The following is a 17223-nucleotide window of genomic DNA, read 5'->3' on the forward strand; positions in this document are numbered from 1 at the left end:
GGCTGGGATGGACGAAGCCGATCTAAGTGACAGGGATCACAGAGACTGAACCGGAGAGCACTTAAGCTCACCTAAGCTTGAAGACGGGGCTTTGCCCCATGCAGGTGGCTCCGACGGTTTAAGGACTCGCGCTGCGCCGATATTGAGCAAACCCATCGCGCACCGGAACGATCTTCCGGCGCTGACAAATTGGAAATCGCCGTGAACGCATATAGTAAAACGCCGCTTCTCGACACCATCCGGACGCCCGACGACCTGCGCAAGCTCAAGGTCGAGCAGGTTCGACAGGTCGCCGACGAGCTGCGTCAGGAGACCATCGATGCCGTCTCGGTGACCGGCGGTCATTTCGGCGCGGGCCTCGGCGTGGTCGAGCTCACCACTGCGATCCATTACGTCTTCGACACCCCGCGCGACCGGCTGATCTGGGACGTCGGCCACCAGGCCTATCCGCACAAGATCCTCACCGGCCGGCGCGATCGCATCCGCACGCTGCGCACCGGCGGCGGCCTGTCCGGCTTCACCAAGCGCAGCGAGAGCGATTACGATCCGTTCGGCGCCGCGCATTCCTCGACCTCGATCTCCGCCGGCCTCGGCATGGCGGTCGCGCGCGACCTCGCTGGCGGCAAGAACAACGTTATCGCCGTCATCGGTGACGGCGCGATGTCGGCGGGCATGGCCTATGAGGCCATGAACAATGCGGGTGCGATGAACTCGCGCCTGATCGTCATCCTCAACGACAACGACATGTCGATCGCGCCGCCGGTCGGCGCGATGAGCGCCTACCTGTCGCGGCTCTACTCGGGCAAGACCTACCGCACGCTGCGCGATGCGGCCAAGCAGATCAACAAGCGCTTGCCCAAGATCATCGCCAGCCGCGCCAACCGCGTCGAGGAATATTCCCGCGGCTTCATGATGGACGGCGGCACGCTGTTCGAGGAGCTCGGCTTCTACTATGTCGGCCCGATCGACGGTCATAACCTCGACCATCTCCTGCCCGTGCTGAAGAACGTGCGCGACATGGAGACCGGCCCGATCCTGGTTCACGTCGTGACGCAGAAGGGCAAGGGCTACGGCCCGGCGGAAGCCTCCGCCGACAAGTACCACGCCGTGGTCAAGTTCGACGTTGCGACCGGCACCCAGGCCAAGTCCAAGCCGAATGCACCGGCCTATCAGAACGTGTTCGGCCAGAGCCTCGTCAAGGAAGCGGAGAAGGACGACAAGATCGTCGCCATCACCGCGGCGATGCCCTCCGGCACCGGCGTCGACATCTTCAACAAGGCGTTCCCGGACCGCACCTTCGACGTCGGCATTGCCGAGCAGCACGCAGTGACGTTCGCCGCCGGCCTCGCCACCGAAGGCTACAAGCCCTTCTGCGCGATCTACTCGACCTTCCTGCAGCGCGGCTACGACCAGATCGTGCATGACGTCGCGATCCAGAGCCTGCCCGTGCGCTTCGCCATCGACCGCGCCGGCCTCGTCGGCGCCGACGGCGCCACCCATGCCGGCTCGTTCGACAACGCCTATCTCGGCTGTCTGCCGAACATGGTGATCATGGCCGCGGCCGACGAAGCCGAGCTGGTGCACATGGTTGCAACGCAGGTCGCGATCAACGATCGTCCGAGCTCGCTGCGCTATCCGCGCGGCGAAGGCCGCGGCATCGAGATGCCCGAAGTCGGCATTCCGCTCGAGATCGGCAAGGGCCGCATCGTCCGCCAGGGCAGCAAGATTGCCCTGCTCTCCTTCGGCACGCGCCTTGCCGAATGCGAGAAGGCCGCCGACGAGCTCGCAGCCCACGGCCTTTCGACCACGATCGCGGATGCGCGCTTCATGAAGCCGCTGGACACCGAGCTGGTGCTCAAGCTCGCGCGCGACCACGAGATCCTCATCACCATCGAGGAAGGCTCGGTCGGCGGTTTCGGCTCGCATGTCGCGCAGTACCTGAGCGATCAGGGCGCGCTCGACAGCGGCCTGGTGCGGTTCCGCACCATGGTGCTGCCCGACGTGTTCCAGGACCACGACACCCCGGCGGCGATGTACGGTCGTGCCGGTCTCGACGCCAAGGGCATCGTCGCCAAGGTGTTCGAGGCGCTCGGCAAGGACGTCAAGGCCGAGACGGTCAAGCTCGCCTGACAGCGAGCTTTGACCTTCCGCGAATCAGCTCGATGAAAATCTATCTGGCAGGCCCCGACGTGTTCCTGCCAGATGCGGTCGAGATTGGCCGGCAGAAGGCCGCGATCTGTGCTGCGCACGGCCTCACCGGCCTCTATCCCCTCGACAACGAGATCGACCTCGCCGCTCCCGACGCCTCGCGGCAGATCTTTTGCGGCAACGAGGCGATGATGGACTCGGCCGATGCGATCATCGCCAACCTCACGCCATTCCGCGGCGCGGGCGCCGATCCCGGCACCGTCTACGAGCTCGGCTACATGGCCGGCCGCCGCAAGTTCTGCCTCGCCTATTCCAATGACGGCGCCGCCTATGCCGACCGCCTCAGTCGCTTCTTGGACGTGACGTCCGAGGACGGGCGGCTAGTCGACGCGCAGGGGCTGACGGTCGAGGATTTTGGCCTCGTCGACAATCTCATGATGATCCATGCGCTGGAGCTGCATGGCTGCCCGCTGGTGACGCCGGCGCAGATGCCGATCGACGTCTGGCACGATTTGGCCGCGTTCGAGGCTTGCGTCCGGATGGCGGCCGCGCGATTGATCGCTACATAAGCGCCTCAGGCGTCTTCGGAGAGATGATGTCCCCTGCCCGCAAGCGCGCGGATGTTCTGCTGGTTGAGCGCGGCCTGTTCGAGAGCCGGGCGCGGGCGCGCGCGGCGATCGAGGCCGGGCTCGTCACGGCCGACGACAAGCAGGTCGCAAAGCCGTCGGAGACGATCGCCGAGGACGCCGTGATCCAGGCCGAGCCCGCGCACCCCTACGTCTCCCGCGGCGGCGTCAAGCTCGCCGGCGCGCTGGAGCGCTACCCGATCGAGATCGAGGACCATGTCTGCCTCGACGTCGGCGCGTCCACCGGCGGATTCACCGAGGTGCTGCTGGCGAATGGCGCAAGTCTCGTCTTTGCCGTCGATGTCGGCACCAGCCAGCTGCATCCCTCGCTGCGCGGTCACTCCAAGATCGTGTCGATGGAAGAGACCGACATCCGCGCCTATGACGGCAAGCGTTTGCCGGCGCGGCCGGATGTCGTCGTGATCGACGTCAGCTTCATCTCGCTCAAGACGGTGCTGCCCGTGGCGCTGTCGCTGGCGGCCGCGCCGATGAGGCTGCTGGCACTGATCAAGCCGCAATTCGAGGCGGACCGGAAGCACAACAAGAAGGGCATCGTCCGCGACGCCGCCGTGCACCGTGAGATCTGCGACGACATCGCCGCCTTTGCGGCCTCGCTCGGCTGCACCGATATCGAGGTGTTCCCGTCGGCGATCACCGGCGGCGACGGGAACATCGAATTCTTCCTGGGCGCCCGCCGTGGTTGAGCGCGTGACGATCGATCACGTCGGCCATCGCGGCGACGGCGTCTCGCTCGACGCTGGGGAAGCCATCTATGTGCCTTACACGCTCGGCGGCGAGACTGTCGAAGTCGATCATGTCGTCGGCAATCATCCTGACCGCCGCAAGCTGCTCGCGGTGGATGTCGCCAGCCCCGAGCGCGTCACGCCGTTCTGCCCGCACTTCGGCGTCTGTGGCGGCTGCGCGATCCAGCACTGGGCGAGTGAACGGTATCACGCCTGGAAGCGCGGCATCGTGGTCGAGACCTTGGCCCAGGCCGGCATCGACTGCGAGGTGGCGTCGCTGGTCGATGCCCACGGTGCGGGACGCAGGCGCATCACGCTGCACGGGCGGTTCGGCACCCATGACATCCTCAAGGTCGGCTTCTCGGCTGCCAGCTCGCACGACGTCATCCCGATCGATCGCTGCCCGATCCTCGATCCCGGGCTCGCGGGTGCACTCGATGCCGGCTGGGCGCTCGCCGAGCTGCTGACGTCCAGAATGCCGGTGACGAAACCGCTGGACATCCAGGTCACCGCGACCGCCAACGGTCTCGACATCGACGTGCGCGGCTCCGGCCCGCTGCCAACGCCGCTCGTGACGGCGCTCTCGCGCGTCGCCGAGCAGCATCGCCTGGCGCGGATGACACGGCACGGCGAGCTGGTGCTGCAACGCCTGCCGCCGACCGTGCAGATGGGCCGCGCCGAAGTGACGCTGCCGCCGGGCTCGTTCCTGCAGGCAACCGTCGCCGGCGAAGAGACGCTTGCGTCGCTGGTGGCCGAGCGCATCGGCAAGGCGAAGAACGTTCTCGACCTCTTCTGCGGGGTCGGTCCGTTCGCGTTGCGGCTCGCCGAAAAGGCCCGCGTCACCGCCCATGACAACGACGCCGGCGCCATTGCAGCGCTCGAAAAAGCCGCGCGCACACCGGGCCTCAAGCCGATCAAGGCCGAGCCGCGCGATCTGTTTCGCCGTCCCATGGTGGCGCCGGAGCTGCGCGATTTCGACGCCGTCGTGTTCGACTCGCCGCGCCAGGGCGCGCAGGCGCAGGCCTTGAAGCTCGCCTCCAGCCAAGTGCCTGTGGTGGTCGCGGTCTCCTGCAACGTCGCGACCTTTGCCCGCGACGCGCGGCTGCTGATCGACGGCGGCTACAAGATGGATGCCGTGGTGCCGGTCGACCAGTTCCGGCATACGCCGCATGTCGAACTGGTGGCGAAGTTCACGCGCTAACGGCGAAGACCGCCCAGCGCCGGTGACTCGCCGGGCAGTATCGACGAGTTGATGTCGCTGTCCATGCGCCCGGATTGCTGCTGGGTGAAGCCGGCGCCGAACGACAGGCTGAGATTGGAGGTCGGCTTAAACTCGACACCCGCAAATGCGCCATAGCCGGGCGAGGCGTTGGAGGTGAGCGGCGCAAGCGAGCTGCCGATGCCGCCGCCGTATTTCAGCGTGTCGAAACCGGCAAAGAACGTGACGGGCATGCCGCCAGCGGTCTTGGTGTTGTAACCAAATTGCGTGCCATCGTAGGAGAGCGCGCTGAAATTGCCGACGGGCCCGCTCTGGCTGAAACCGTTCAAACCGAGATTGCCGCGCTCGCTTCCGACAAAGAACCCGGGACGAAAACTGTAGCTTCCGTCGGCATCGCCGGCCTTCAAGCTTGGAAAGTTGCCGTAGGCGTCGGCACTCTGGCCGACACTGCCGCCCCAACCGAAAGGACCGCCCGGTATCCAATACCTCACGGGCGCCACTTGCGCATGAGCCGATGCTCCGCCGAGGCAAAGCACGGCGAAGAGAATTGCGAAGGCGCGGGAATCTGTGAGGCTGGACATTGAGATGACCGTCAAGGAAGTGCGGAAATTATACGCGACGGATGCCCCGAAGGCCAGTGGAGCCGGCCCGGAGCGTCGCTTCAATCAACTCCCGCACGCGTTTCCGAGGTCTTGCACGGTTCCCACGGCGACAAAAAGGTCGAGAGCGTTCCGCCGCCGCCACCGCTCGTGCCAGGTAACTCGAAGCGTTCGATTGCGGTACTGTGGCGGCGCCGACATCAGGCAGCGGCAAACCACGGCGAGGCGTTACGCCGTTCTGTCCACCGAGGACGATGTATCCGACGGCGGATATTTCGTCACGGGCACGACGAAGGACTTGTTGCGGACCTGGTAGATGATCTTGCCGTTCTGCCCGTCGTCGGTCGCAATCTGGGCCTGCCCGAACATGATGACGTTCTTGTAGACGGTGCCGGTGCCCTGACGGGTGACGCCATCGGTGGTGACGCTGACCTGCGCTTCGTTGCCGTTGACAGCGAGCACCCTGAAGCTCGCGCTCTTGCCATTGTCACTGGAATAGCCGCCCCAGCTTCCCATCAGGCGGCTGTCGGAGGCCGGCGGCGCCTGCTTCTCGAGAGTCGCGGTCTGCTTGCCCGCGCCCGCAGATGACAACAGCACCAGACTCTTGCCGTCCTTGGTGCCGACCGTGACCGTGCCGAAGGTAAGAAGCGAACCGGCGACCTCGCCAAAACCGCGCTCCGTGCGCCCGTTATGGGTGTACTCGACCTGCGCGCGGGCACCGCGGATGTTCACGACCTTGAAGCTGACGGGCTGGTTGTTGCCAGCCCAATTGCCTTTCCACTCACCGAGCAGGGAGCTCTGGTGATACACCCGCTCGAGAGCGGGAGAAATCTGGCTGGTGCTCGATGAGACGATGGCCATTGGATTGCTCGGCGGATTTGTCTGACGGGCCCGCTTGGTTCGCGCCCCGACAGGAACGTCAGAACAGTATCCGGAAACAATTGGAAGCAGCCGATTAGGGCCACGCAACAGTTAACGCATGGTTAAAATTCCATCGCGGGCAAATAGGGCAAAAGGTCTCGTTCGGGTGCAGCGCTCAGCGACCCCAGCGGTCCGACCAGATCTTCTCGCCGATCATGCAGTTCACACGCGGCTCCTTGTCCTTCTCCGCAACCCGCATCACGGGGCGCTCCGGCATACGGCCCGCAACCTCCATCAAGAGCTTGGTGCGGATGGCTTCCTTGAACTTGTCGCGGTCCTTGATCGTGATGACGAAGGAACCGGGACCGCCGATGACGCAATCCTCATAGTAGAAATCGAGATTGTCGATATCCATGGTCGAATAGGAGGGCTCCTTGACCATGATCGGCAGGCCGTTGATAACGATGCCCTTCTCGATCGCCGCGTCGCGCGCGATCGTGACCGGAGTGCCATTGTTGTTGGGACCGTCGCCGGAAATGTCGATCACGCGGCGCAGCCCCCGATAGGGATCCTCATCGAACAGCGGCATCGCGAAACTGATCGCGCCGGAGATCGAGGTGCGCGAGGCGCGCCGGATCGGCGTCTTCATGATTTCGGCGGCGACGGCATCGGCGGTCTCCGGTCCGTCGATCAGGCGCCAGGGAATGATGATCTTCTGGTCGGTCGAGGCGGCCCACTCGAAATAGGTCACCGCGATGCGGCCGTTCGGACCCAGCTTCAGCGCCTGCAGGAATTCCTTCGACTGGATCGCCTGCGCATAGCCTTCGCGCTGGATCGCGAGCTCGTCCATGTCCATGGAGTAGGAGACATCGACAGCGAGGATCAGCTCGACATCGACCGTCTGCGCGTCTCTGTCGGCTGCTTGCCGCTGCGGCTGATTTTTGAGCAGCGCCAGTCTGGGCGACTCAAACTTGGGTCCTGGTGCCGCGATGCCCGCGACGTCCCCTCCGGCGAACATGCCGGTCACCAGCACAGCCCCGATCGAGAACAGCAAGCGCATCGCAGCCTCCCGTCGTATGACGTGATGGTGACATGCAATCGCCTTGCCGCAAAGTCCGAAGATCGCTCGCGCTTCACATTCCAGTTAGGCATTTGCCAGTTAGGCATTTGCGGGCGGGAATTGCCAAGCATTGCGCAAAGCTGCCGCGATGTTGCCGCGCTCGCGCCGCTGGACTGGCGCCGTCACGCGTGGTGCGCTCCCGGACAACGGTCCACTGGACAGCGCACCCTCGCCCACTTGTCCGGCGCGATTTCCATGTTAGGCTGGCCGGACAGATGGGGATGGAGTCCCCCGACAACCGCCCGGCGGCCTGTGACCGTAGTGGGCTGATGACTCCTGCTTGAGGAGGGGCAATTTTCAGGCCTCTGCCTTCGGCGGGAGCATGGACAAACCCGCCGCTGGCGGGTTTTTTGTTGCCCGGATGCGAAGGCCAAGGAGAGGTCAAGCAGAGGCCGAGGAGAAGTCCTGGACGTGACGACGACAACACCGAATGCTGCACGTGCGGGCCTGCCCAGGGGGATCTGGGTGCTCGGCTTCGTCTCGATGCTGATGGACGTCTCTTCCGAGATGATCCACGCGCTGCTGCCGGTCTATCTCGTCACCGTGCTCGGCGCCTCCACGCTCACCGTGGGCTTCATCGAGGGCATTGCCGAGGCGACCGCCTCGATCACGAAAATCTTCTCCGGCGCGTTGTCCGACTGGCTCGGCCGGCGCAAATTGCTCGCCGCGCTCGGCTACGGGCTCGCCGCGCTGACAAAACCGCTGTTCCCGCTTGCCCCGAGCGTCGGATGGCTGGTTGCCGCGCGCTTCATCGACCGCGTCGGCAAGGGCATTCGCGGCGCGCCGCGCGATGCACTGATCGCCGATATCGCACCCATCGGCCTGCGCGGCGCGAGCTTCGGCCTACGGCAGTCGCTCGACACCATCGGTGCGTTCGTCGGGCCGCTCATCGCGATCGGCCTGATGTGGTGGACGGTGGACAATTTTACGATGGTGTTCTGGGTGGCGGTGCTGCCGGCGTTCCTGTCGTTCGGACTGATCGTGTTCGCGGTGAGCGAGCCAGAGCCTGACCCAGGCCGGGAGCCGTCAAAGAATCCGCTCAACATGGCCGCGATGCGCCAGCTCGGGTCCGTGTACTGGCGTGTCGTCGCGGTTGGCGTCGTGTTCACGCTAGCGCGTTTCAGCGAGGCCTTCCTGATTCTGCGCGCGCAGAACATTGGGCTCAATGCGATGTGGGTGCCCGCCGTGCTGGTGCTGATGAACATCGTCTATGCGTTGTCGGCCTATCCGGCCGGCGTGCTCTCGGACCGGATCAACCGCACCGGCCTGCTCGCGCTCGGCCTGGTCTTCCTCGCCGGCGCCGATCTCGCGCTCGCACTGCTGCCAAACCTTGGCGGCCTCGCCCTCGGCGTCGCGCTGTGGGGACTGCATATGGGATTGACGCAAGGCCTGCTCTCGGCCCTCGTCGCCGACGCAGCGCCACCGAGCCTGCGCGGCACCGCGTTCGGCTATTTCAACCTGTTCACCGGCCTTGCCTTGCTGGCCGCAAGCGTGATCGCCGGCGCGCTGTGGGATAGCTATGGTCCGGCCGGCACCTTCCTGGCGGGGCTCGGCTTTGCGCTGATCGCGCTGATGGGACTATTTGCCGTCGGCGGCGGGCTGGTAACGGAGGATACATGATGGAAATGGCAAACGGGGGAACGAGACGTTGAACGTCCAATTCATTCTGGCGGTCGCCGCTGGTGGAGCGCTTGGCGCAGTCGTGCGCTATCTCGTTGCGATCGGTTCAGGCCGAGCGTTCGGCACCGATTTCCCCTGGGGCACCCTGATCATTAACGTGACGGGATCGTTCCTGATCGGGGTTTTCACCGCGATGTTCGCGACGAGGTGGAACCTGCCGCAAGCCGTCCGGATATTTCTGACGGTGGGGATTTGTGGCGGATACACCACATTCTCGACGTTCTCGCTGGATGCCTGGTCTCTGGTCGAGCGTGGACAGACATGGGCCTCGGCCGCCTACATGATTGGATCGGTAGTGTTGTCCCTTGCAGCCCTCATCGCCGCAATGCAACTCGTCCGCGCGCTTCCGTAAGAGCCGAGCGCAGCGGCGCATTCCTGCTCATCCGGAGCCGCATATGACAAGCGCGCCTAGCATCTTGGAGAAGGACGGCGTCCTGCAATATGATCGGTTGGCTGGAAGCTCAACTGCACCAAGGCGTTTCAGAAGCGATGGCCGACACTGTTGCCAAACCGAAAACCAGGACGAAGACCAAGGTCGAGCGACCGAAGCTGCACAAGGTCATCCTGATCAACGACGACTTTACGCCCCGCGAATTCGTCACGATGATCCTCAAAGCCGAATTCCGCATGACCGAGGATCAGGCCTACAAGGTGATGATCACCGCCCACAAGCTCGGCGCCTGCGTGGTCGCGGTTTTCACCAAGGACGTCGCCGAGACCAAGGCTACCCGCGCAACGGATGCCGGCCGCACCAAGGGCTATCCGCTGCTGTTCACGACGGAGCCGGAGGAGTAGCGGCACCGGTCCGGCTTTGGTGCTTTGGCGCCCTCTTTCGATTTCGGCGCCGAATCTGCCCTGCCGAATAATGTATCTATTGGCCGTCAACAGGCGCATGGTAAGCCATCACCGGCCCGTCACGGCATCCGTCGGTGACTGAGAGAGTCTTTGCGCTCCCGCCCAATGCGGAGCGTCCTATGCAAGACACAACCAAGAGAACCATCCCGCTGAGCAATCGCCTTGCCCAATTGGCAGCCGAGGCTCGTCGTCGCGCAGAGATTGCCCCGCCCGGCGTCCAGCGGGAAGCGCTGCTCAGAGCGGCGCGATTGAGCGAAACGGCCTCGCATATTCATGACTGGATAAGCCTGCCTGGTCCCAAAACACCGAGGTAGTGGCAAGCGAACCTGGTCGGCGGCCTGTTCACGTCGAGTGACGAGATCCGGGCCGAGGGCGGCATCCGCCTGCAAATCACACCTCAAATATAAGTTGTATGAAATGAACTATATTTCATTTTGGTTGTTGTAACAGCGTCCCCAAACGAAACGGGGCGGTCAACAGCCAAAGCAGCCCCCATGATGAAATCTTTTATCGCGTTCGCGATGTTCGCGCTCCTCGGAGTGTCCGTAATGGTGTTGCCCGGCTTCGCTCCGCAAGTGAAAGCGCGCGAAACCGTTGCTTTGGCGAAGGCGGACCGGCTGGCGAGCCACCCGGTGACCCGGAACTGCCTGGGCCAGGTCTGGCCGGACTTCGAAGCGTCGTGTCTGCGCCGAGGTGAATCCGATGTCAGGGTTCATGAAGCTCGTTTGGTGACGGCGCGCCGCTAAACCAACAATCGCAAAGCGCCGGCCGAGCTTGTCGGATGTCCAGGAAAGTATCGTGCACAGATGTCAACACCTCCAACCTCCTTGCCGAATGTTCTCGTCGTCGAAGACGAGATGATCCTGCGCATGCGCGCGGTCGATATCGTGGAGGATGCAGGCTTCTGCCCTGTGCAGGCCGTCAACGCCGACGAAGCCATCGCGATCCTCGAGTCGCGGTCAGACATCTCGCTTCTGTTCAGCGACATCCAGATGCCCGGGACCATGGACGGCTTGAAGCTGGCCCACGCGGTGCACGATCGCTGGCCTGCCATCAAGATCGTGCTGGTTTCCGGTCAGGTAAAGCCGTCTGAAAACGAAACGCCGGCCGACAGCCGCTTCTTTCGCAAGCCGCTCGCCGTCGACGAAATGATCTCGCAGTTGCAAACCATGATCGGAGCGGGCGCGCTAAAAATCCTTCCGACCACAACGACGGATCCTGGGGACAACCTTGAGGTTGCTCGATCGCCACAGGAATCGGTTCTGGTAGCGGAAAACGACAATCTGCGCCTGTTGCTGGAACAGGCCGACACCGACGCCAAGGTCCTGCTCGCTCAAGCCGGCATCGAAGCCCACGAACGCGAGGCTGCCGACAAGTTGCAAAAGCTCATCCTCGGAGAGCTGCATCATCGCATCAAGAATACGCTTGCGACGGTGAGCGCAATCGCAGCCCAGAGCTTCCGGACCGCAATCAGTCTGGAGCAAGGCCAAAAAGCCATGGATGGCCGCTTGCTGGCGTTAGGGCGTGCCCACGACCTGTTGATACAGGTCAGCTGGTCAAATGCGAGCCTCACTCATACCCTGAGCGGCGCCACCGATCCCTATGACAGTCAGGGGGGCCGACGATTCCATTTCAATGGGCCGGACCTCAGGATCACATCCGGTGCCGTGATAGCGCTCGCGATGACATTCAACGAGCTCTGCACCAACACGACGAAGTTCGGCGCGCTGTCCAGTTCCTCCGGCCATGTCGAGATCGTATGGACGGTCGACGAGACCGAGCAAAGGCTGCGCCTGAAGTGGAGCGAAAGCGGCGGCCCTGCGGTGGCGCCGCCGACACGACGGAGCTACGGCACCCGGATGATCGAGTCGCTCGGCCAGCAACTGAACGGACAGGTGCGGCTGGCCTACGAACCGTCCGGATTTGTCTATCAGCTGGATGTACCGTTGAAGTCGGTGATGGCGTCGAACGCCTGAATTCTGCTCACCGGGTTGGCGGCGGCGGACCTCCGAGGACGACCTCAGGCCATCGCCACCGGCCTCTCCTCCGTCAGCCCGTACACGCGCTGCGCCTTTGAAAAGCCCGCAATCGGGAATTCGCCGAGCTCGTGCCAGTCGTGGCGGCAGACATTGGCGAACATTTCCGAGGCCACGACGGTCCGCCCCAGGCGACCCGTGATCTTCTCGAGCCTGGCGGCAAGGTTCACGGCCGGGCCGATGCAGGTGAAGTCGAGGCGGTTGCCGCCACCGATATTACCGTAGAGGATATTCCCGACGTGGAGCGCCACGCCGAAACGGAAGCGCTCGATGACGTCGCCGACAGGATACGCGAGCGCCTCGACGCTGGCGCGGGATTCGCGCGCCGCCTCCAGCACCCGCGTGCAGACATGCGCGGCATCGCCGACATATTCGTCGATCGGGAACACCGCGAGCAGGCCATCGCCCATGAATTTCAGCACCTCGCCGCCATGGCCGCGGATCGCGGCGACCTGGCAGTCGAAATAATGGTTGAGGATCTCGACCACAGTCTCGGCCGGCAGCCGGTCCGACAGTGCGGTGAAGCCGCGCAGATCGGAGAGCCAGATCGCAGCCTGCATGGTGTCGTTGTGGCCGCGGCGGATCTGACCGCCAAGGATGCGCGCGCCGGCACGATTGCCGACATAGGTGTCGAGCAGCATCTCGGCGGTGCGGCGCAGGCTGATGATCTCGGTGATGCGCGCGAGCGGCTTGACGATAGCGTGAATCGCCGCGATGTGGTCATCGGTGAAGCCGCCTGGATGGCGCGTGGTCCAGCTCGTCGCGTGGACCGAGCCGTCGAGAAACGGCATTGGCATCGCGACGTAGTCGGTTACGCCTTCGGCACGCATGTCGTCGAGAAACGGAAAATGCTTGCTGCCGGGATCGTCCATGCGTCCCCGCACCTCAAGTCCCTGCTCGAACACGACCCGCAGCGGACTTCTGGCGAATTCCGGCGTCTCCAGTATGTCGAAATCGACCGTGCCGATCTCGACCTCCTCGCCCTCCCGCCAGATGAAGTTGCGACCGAAAATTTCGGGATGCAGCGTACGGATGAAGATGCCGAACCGCCATAGCGGCAGACCGGCTGCGACCATCCGTTCGCAGGCTTCCGCCGTCATCTCGGCCGGGGCCTTCGACGACCAGGCGCCATCGATCAGCCAGCTGGTGATACGTTGGAGCTCAGAGCTTTCCATGCGCGCATTTGCGGACGAAGTTGTGGGATCGTCAAGCTGCGCGGTGGCTAGTGGCGCGACACAAGCGCTCCGCCAAGCACTAGCGCCCGACCTGCCCGCGGTCGCGCAGGAAATGGACCGATTATGCCTCGCCCCACCAGAATTTCAGAGATATCCGAACTCAACGATTGGGCATGGTTGAGAAGGCGTCATTTCCCGCATACAAACCTCTACGGGCAATTGGGGACCGCGATGCTACAGGGGCAATGGCTCGGAAAATACGCTGGAACTAATACCGGCGAAGTCATTCTAGAGCTGGATAGCGTGGACTCCAGTTATGGAGGCCGGGCTTACATTTACGACGATAGAGCCGACTTGCCTTCGACGGCGGCCTACGTAGCCATACCGGCGGGAGTGACCACCCATCAAATTAAGAACCTTCCGCTCTTAGCACTCGCCCCAGGCGGTGATTTTTCCACTTGGAATAACGTCCGCTCGCTTTTTCCTGGCGTAACGTTCCCGACCACCGCCGACACTGATTGGACGATCGCTGGAAATACAATCAAAGTCGATTGGCTCACGAACATTGGGACCAGCGGGAGCGCCACTGTTACCAGAGTCGACGGAAGTAGACCCTCGAAATTGGCTCCGATGAGCATCACTACGTGGGACGAGTTTCGCCATCATGTACGTGACCTTTCGCCCTATCGATATGTCTTTAGAGGCCAAGAGAATAATAGTTGGAGACTTCGAACCTCGTTTCATCGCACGCAACGCGCTGATTTGATCAGATACATGCAGCTTGACGTCAACGAGCTCCATCGCCACCTGAGTGGCCTGACGACTCATCTATTTAACCTGACCTCTGACATTGAATACGCAGCGTTTCTTAGCTTGGCTCAGCATCATGGATATCCGACGCCCCTGCTAGATTGGACGTACTCCCCGTTCATTAGCGCCTACTTTGCGTTCAAGAAGGCAGGACCGCCTGTAGAGAAAGTCAGAATCTTCCTGTTTGATCGGCAACAATGGGTGACCGATTGGATGCAGCTACAGCGGATCGCTCCGGCGCGCCTACACTTTTCGATCATAGACGCTGTTGCCTTGAATAATGCTCGAAAGATTCCGCAACAGGCCTTAGCCACCGTTACAAATGCAGAGGATATTGAAGATTACATCGGGAGCAAGGAAACTGATACCCGCAAGTATTTGCAGGCGATCGACCTTCCAACAGCGCAACGCGAACAGGTGCTCAAGGAGCTGAATCTGATGGGTATCAATGCCGGGTCTTTGTTTCCGGGATTGGACGGCGCGTGCTCTCAATTGCGGGATCGCTTCTTCGGACTCTAAAGGCTTCTCAATACTGGATACCAACGTTGCCAAAAATTACTAATTTGGGCGATAGACAGGCGAACCATTCCTTGAGCCGTAAACTGCGTATACGCGCCATAGCATCACAGCTGCGGACGAATATCACTGCGCGTCAAGCTGCGCGGGGGCTAGTGCCACGATACTAGCGCCCGACCTGCCCGCGGTCGCGCAGGAAATGATCGGCCAGCACGCAGGCCATCATGGCTTCGCCAACGGGGACGGCGCGGATGCCGACGCAGGGGTCGTGGCGGCCTTTTGTCATGATCTCGGTGTCGGCGCCTTGGCGATCAACCGTCATACGCGGCTGCAGGATCGACGAGGTCGGCTTGACCGCGAAACGCACCACCACCGGCTGCCCTGTGGAGATGCCGCCCAGCACGCCGCCGGCGTGGTTGGACAGAAAACGCGTGCCGTCATTGCCGGTGCGCATCTCGTCGGCGTTTTCTTCGCCGGTGAGTTCGGCCGCGGCAAAGCCGGCGCCGATCTCGACGCCCTTCACCGCATTGATGCTCATCATTGCGGCGGCGAGCTCGGCGTCGAGCTTGGCGTAGATCGGCGCGCCAAGGCCTGCCGGCACACCTTCGGCGACGACCTCGATCACCGCGCCGATCGAGGAGCCGCTCTTGCGGATGCCGTCGAGATAGGTCTCGAAGAACGCGGCCTTGTCCTTGTCGGGACAGAAGAACGGATTTTTCGCAATCTCGTCCCAGTCCCACTTCGCGCGGTCGATCTTGTGCGGGCCCATCTGCACCAGCGCGCCGCGCACCTTCACGTCGGGCAGCACCTTTCGCGCGATCGCGCCGGCGGCGACGCGAGTGGCGGTCTCGCGCGCCGACGAGCGGCCGCCGCCGCGATAGTCGCGCAGGCCGTACTTCGCTTCATAGGTGAAGTCGGCATGACCAGGGCGAAACTTGTCCTTGATCTCGGAATAGTCCTTCGAGCGCTGGTCGGTGTTCTCGATCAGGAGCCCGATCGGCGTGCCCGTCGTCACCTGCACGCCGGTCTCCGGATGCGCCATCACGCCGGAGAGGATCTTGACCTGGTCCGGCTCCTGACGCTGGGTCGTGAAACGCGACTGGCCGGGCCGGCGGCGATCAAGATCGCCCTGGATGTCGGCTTCGACGAGCGGGATCATGGGCGGGCAGCCGTCGACCACGCAGCCAATCGCCACCCCATGGCTCTCGCCGAAGGTCGTGACGCGGAACATGTGGCCGAAGGTGTTGAAGGACATCGCTGCTCGCAGGCTCGGTTCCCGCGTGTGGTAACGCGCGGGGCGCCGGGGGTCAAACCCGCAGCCGCCACGGAGACGGCGAGCGGGCTTAACTAAACTTCTCGAGCCGCCCGTCCCGGAACACGTAGACGGCGCCCTGCTCGATGTAGAGTTCGGCGGCGCTCGCCGGCGTCTCCAGGCCGAGTGAAACCATCAGGGCCCGGCAGGTCCCGCCATGGGCGACCGCGACGGTGTCGGTCCGGAGCTGGTTGTACCAGGCGCGCACGCGGACCTGGACATCGGCGTAGGTCTCCCCGCCCGCGGGGCCCACCGTCCATTTGTCGGCGAGGCGCCGGGCGTAGATATCGGGATCGGAGGCCTCGCTCTCGGCCAGCGTCAGTCCCTCCCAGGTGCCGTAGCCGATCTCACGCAGCCGATCATCGAGCGCATAGTCCGCAGTCGGCAGTTCGAGCTTGCTCCGCGCCAGTTCCATGGTCTCTCGCGCGCGGCCAAGCGGACTCGACACGTAGGGTAATGCAGCCTTGTCGCGGCCCTCGCGCTTGAACAGATCGGCGAGAATGCCACCGGCCTGCACGGCCTGACCGCGACCACGCGCGTTCAGCGGAATGTCCTTGATGCCCTGAAGCCTCCCGAGCGCGTTCCACTCGGTCTCGCCGTGGCGCAGATAATAGATGGTGGGCACGGGCATTGCTGGCTGAAAAGTTAGTCCTTCCCGCCGAACGAAATGTCCGGCGCGTCCGGGCGCTTCATGCCGAGCACGTGATAGCCGGAATCGACGTGGTGCACCTCGCCGGTGACGCCGCGCGAGAGGTCGGAGAGGAAATACAGAGCGCTGCCGCCGACGTCTTCCGTGGAGACGTTGCGCCGCAGCGGTGCGTTGGCTTCGTTCCACTTCAGGATATATCTGAAATCGCCGATGCCGGACGCCGCGAGGGTCTTGATCGGCCCCGCCGAGATCGCGTTGACGCGGATGTTCTTCTCGCCGAGATCGGCGGCGAGATAACGCACGCTTGCTTCGAGCGCCGCTTTCGCGACGCCCATGACGTTGTAATGCGGCATCCACTTCTCGGCGCCGTAATAGCTGAGCGTGATGAGCGAGCCGCCGTCGGTCATCAGCTTCTCGGCGCGCTGCGCCACGGCCGTGAACGAATAGCAGGAGATCAGCAGGGACTTCGAAAAATTCTCCTGCGTGGTGTCGACGTAGCGGCCGTCGAGTTGCTCGCCATAGGCGATCGCATGCACCAGGAAGTCGATCTTGCCCCACTTCTCCTTCAGCACCGCGAAGGCCGCATCGATGGTCGCGGCATCGGTGACGTCGCAATGGCCGAGCACGAGCCCGCCGATCTCGGCGGCGAGCGGCTCGACGCGCTTCTTCAGCGCATCGCCCTGGTAGGTGAAGGCAAGCTCGGCGCCGGCCGCGTGGCATGCCTTGGCAATGCCCCAGGCGATCGAGCGGTTGTTGGCAACGCCGAGGACCACGCCCCGCTTGCCCTGCATCAGACCTGAATTCTGCGACATTTTGCTAACGTCCCGTCGAGCTCCGGTGAGGTTTGGAGGTACACCAGCCCTCCGTTGCGGTA

At 63.4% G+C, this 17223-nt stretch carries 17 protein-coding genes and 1 riboswitch; of the genes, 10 read left to right on the forward strand and 7 right to left on the reverse strand.

From position 1 onward, the window contains the following. The first annotated feature begins 201 nt into the window (after positions 1–201). The 4 genes from dxs to IVB40_RS26735 are packed head-to-tail and all read left to right on the forward strand — an operon-like array spanning position 202 to position 4718. The gene (gene dxs, locus IVB40_RS26720; protein WP_027568725.1) at positions 202–2130 is read left to right on the forward strand and encodes a 1-deoxy-D-xylulose-5-phosphate synthase; all 1929 of its coding nucleotides are present in this window, start codon (positions 202–204) and stop codon (positions 2128–2130) included. A gap of 32 nt (positions 2131–2162) precedes the next feature. Beyond that, complete coding sequence (locus tag IVB40_RS26725; RefSeq protein WP_247816797.1) at positions 2163–2717, forward strand: nucleoside 2-deoxyribosyltransferase; 555 nt, start codon at positions 2163–2165, stop codon at positions 2715–2717. A 26-nt stretch (positions 2718–2743) separates the two neighbouring features. Next, the gene (locus IVB40_RS26730) at positions 2744–3478 is read left to right on the forward strand and encodes a TlyA family RNA methyltransferase (protein WP_247819600.1); all 735 of its coding nucleotides are present in this window, start codon (positions 2744–2746) and stop codon (positions 3476–3478) included. After that, positions 3471–4718: a methyltransferase gene (locus IVB40_RS26735; RefSeq protein ID WP_247816798.1), complete on the forward strand. Its 1248-nt coding sequence runs from the start codon at positions 3471–3473 to the stop codon at positions 4716–4718. The genes IVB40_RS26730 and IVB40_RS26735 overlap by 8 nt, the downstream gene beginning before the upstream one ends. On the opposite strand, the gene IVB40_RS26740 is transcribed toward IVB40_RS26735, so the two are convergent. The 3 genes from IVB40_RS26740 to IVB40_RS26750 all read right to left on the reverse strand — a co-directional run bounded on the left by IVB40_RS26740 (position 4715) and on the right by IVB40_RS26750 (position 7256). Beyond that, positions 4715–5317 carry a hypothetical protein gene (locus IVB40_RS26740; protein ID WP_247356883.1) on the reverse strand — a complete coding sequence of 201 codons (603 nt, stop codon included), beginning with the start codon at positions 5315–5317 and terminating at the stop codon, positions 4715–4717. The genes IVB40_RS26735 and IVB40_RS26740 overlap by 4 nt on opposite strands. A 246-nt stretch (positions 5318–5563) precedes the next feature. Continuing rightward, complete coding sequence (locus tag IVB40_RS26745) at positions 5564–6196, reverse strand: hypothetical protein (protein ID WP_027568720.1); 633 nt, start codon at positions 6194–6196, stop codon at positions 5564–5566. Between the two features lie 175 nt (positions 6197–6371). Continuing rightward, positions 6372–7256: a DUF1194 domain-containing protein gene (locus IVB40_RS26750; protein ID WP_247290966.1), complete on the reverse strand. Its 885-nt coding sequence runs from the start codon at positions 7254–7256 to the stop codon at positions 6372–6374. Positions 7257–7524: 268 nt separating this feature from the next. After that, positions 7525–7602, forward strand: a riboswitch (Fluoride riboswitch). Positions 7603–7727: 125 nt separating this feature from the next. Between IVB40_RS26750 and IVB40_RS26755 the strand changes: the two genes are divergently transcribed. The 5 genes from IVB40_RS26755 to IVB40_RS26775 all read left to right on the forward strand — a co-directional run bounded on the left by IVB40_RS26755 (position 7728) and on the right by IVB40_RS26775 (position 11827). Next, a complete protein-coding gene (locus tag IVB40_RS26755) occupies positions 7728–8936 on the forward strand; it encodes an MFS transporter (RefSeq protein WP_247816799.1) in 1209 nt (402 codons plus the stop codon). A gap of 28 nt (positions 8937–8964) precedes the next feature. Then, a complete protein-coding gene (gene crcB / locus IVB40_RS26760; protein WP_247816800.1) occupies positions 8965–9348 on the forward strand; it encodes a fluoride efflux transporter CrcB in 384 nt (127 codons plus the stop codon). Positions 9349–9485: 137 nt separating this feature from the next. Then, positions 9486–9791 (forward strand): ATP-dependent Clp protease adapter ClpS, encoded by a 306-nt coding sequence (clpS, locus tag IVB40_RS26765; RefSeq protein ID WP_027568716.1) that lies wholly within the window; start codon positions 9486–9488, stop codon positions 9789–9791. A 554-nt stretch (positions 9792–10345) separates the two neighbouring features. Beyond that, a complete protein-coding gene (locus IVB40_RS26770) occupies positions 10346–10597 on the forward strand; it encodes a hypothetical protein (protein ID WP_027568715.1) in 252 nt (83 codons plus the stop codon). A 60-nt stretch (positions 10598–10657) separates the two neighbouring features. Next, a complete protein-coding gene (locus IVB40_RS26775) occupies positions 10658–11827 on the forward strand; it encodes an HWE histidine kinase domain-containing protein (RefSeq protein ID WP_247290974.1) in 1170 nt (389 codons plus the stop codon). Positions 11828–11871: 44 nt separating this feature from the next. On the opposite strand, the gene IVB40_RS26780 is transcribed toward IVB40_RS26775, so the two are convergent. After that, positions 11872–13062 carry an adenylate/guanylate cyclase domain-containing protein gene (locus IVB40_RS26780; protein ID WP_247816801.1) on the reverse strand — a complete coding sequence of 397 codons (1191 nt, stop codon included), beginning with the start codon at positions 13060–13062 and terminating at the stop codon, positions 11872–11874. Positions 13063–13185: 123 nt separating this feature from the next. On the opposite strand from IVB40_RS26780, the gene IVB40_RS26785 reads away from it, so the two are divergent. Next, positions 13186–14391, forward strand: a complete 1206-nt coding sequence (locus tag IVB40_RS26785; protein ID WP_247816802.1) for an FRG domain-containing protein — start codon at positions 13186–13188, stop codon at positions 14389–14391. A 163-nt stretch (positions 14392–14554) separates the two neighbouring features. Here the strand turns inward: IVB40_RS26785 and aroC are convergent, their stop codons facing one another. From aroC to fabI, 3 genes are all read right to left on the reverse strand, one after another. Continuing rightward, positions 14555–15643 carry a chorismate synthase gene (aroC, locus tag IVB40_RS26790; protein ID WP_247816803.1) on the reverse strand — a complete coding sequence of 363 codons (1089 nt, stop codon included), beginning with the start codon at positions 15641–15643 and terminating at the stop codon, positions 14555–14557. An 88-nt stretch (positions 15644–15731) separates the two neighbouring features. Then, complete coding sequence (locus IVB40_RS26795) at positions 15732–16331, reverse strand: histidine phosphatase family protein (protein WP_247816804.1); 600 nt, start codon at positions 16329–16331, stop codon at positions 15732–15734. A 14-nt stretch (positions 16332–16345) separates the two neighbouring features. Further along, positions 16346–17161: an enoyl-ACP reductase FabI gene (fabI, locus tag IVB40_RS26800; RefSeq protein WP_247439019.1), complete on the reverse strand. Its 816-nt coding sequence runs from the start codon at positions 17159–17161 to the stop codon at positions 16346–16348. Between the last annotated feature and the right edge of the window lie 62 nt (positions 17162–17223).

Origin of the sequence: Bradyrhizobium sp. 40 (assembly GCF_023100925.1) — a bacterium.
Classification (GTDB): Bacteria; Pseudomonadota; Alphaproteobacteria; order Rhizobiales; family Xanthobacteraceae; genus Bradyrhizobium.

Coding starts and splice junctions, on each gene's coding strand:
- IVB40_RS26775 (WP_247290974.1), top strand. CDS start 10,658: ATGTCAACACCTCCAACCTCCTTGCCGAATGTTCTCGTCGTCGAAGAC.
- IVB40_RS26770 (WP_027568715.1), top strand. CDS start 10,346: ATGATGAAATCTTTTATCGCGTTCGCGATGTTCGCGCTCCTCGGAGTG.
- IVB40_RS26795 (WP_247816804.1), bottom strand. CDS start 16,331: ATGCCCGTGCCCACCATCTATTATCTGCGCCACGGCGAGACCGAGTGG.
- IVB40_RS26730 (WP_247819600.1), top strand. CDS start 2,744: ATGTCCCCTGCCCGCAAGCGCGCGGATGTTCTGCTGGTTGAGCGCGGC.
- IVB40_RS26780 (WP_247816801.1), bottom strand. CDS start 13,062: ATGGAAAGCTCTGAGCTCCAACGTATCACCAGCTGGCTGATCGATGGC.
- IVB40_RS26750 (WP_247290966.1), bottom strand. CDS start 7,256: ATGCGCTTGCTGTTCTCGATCGGGGCTGTGCTGGTGACCGGCATGTTC.
- fabI (WP_247439019.1), bottom strand. CDS start 17,161: ATGTCGCAGAATTCAGGTCTGATGCAGGGCAAGCGGGGCGTGGTCCTC.
- clpS (WP_027568716.1), top strand. CDS start 9,486: ATGGCCGACACTGTTGCCAAACCGAAAACCAGGACGAAGACCAAGGTC.
- aroC (WP_247816803.1), bottom strand. CDS start 15,643: ATGTCCTTCAACACCTTCGGCCACATGTTCCGCGTCACGACCTTCGGC.
- IVB40_RS26725 (WP_247816797.1), top strand. CDS start 2,163: ATGAAAATCTATCTGGCAGGCCCCGACGTGTTCCTGCCAGATGCGGTC.
- IVB40_RS26745 (WP_027568720.1), bottom strand. CDS start 6,196: ATGGCCATCGTCTCATCGAGCACCAGCCAGATTTCTCCCGCTCTCGAG.
- IVB40_RS26785 (WP_247816802.1), top strand. CDS start 13,186: ATGCCTCGCCCCACCAGAATTTCAGAGATATCCGAACTCAACGATTGG.
- IVB40_RS26740 (WP_247356883.1), bottom strand. CDS start 5,317: ATGTCCAGCCTCACAGATTCCCGCGCCTTCGCAATTCTCTTCGCCGTG.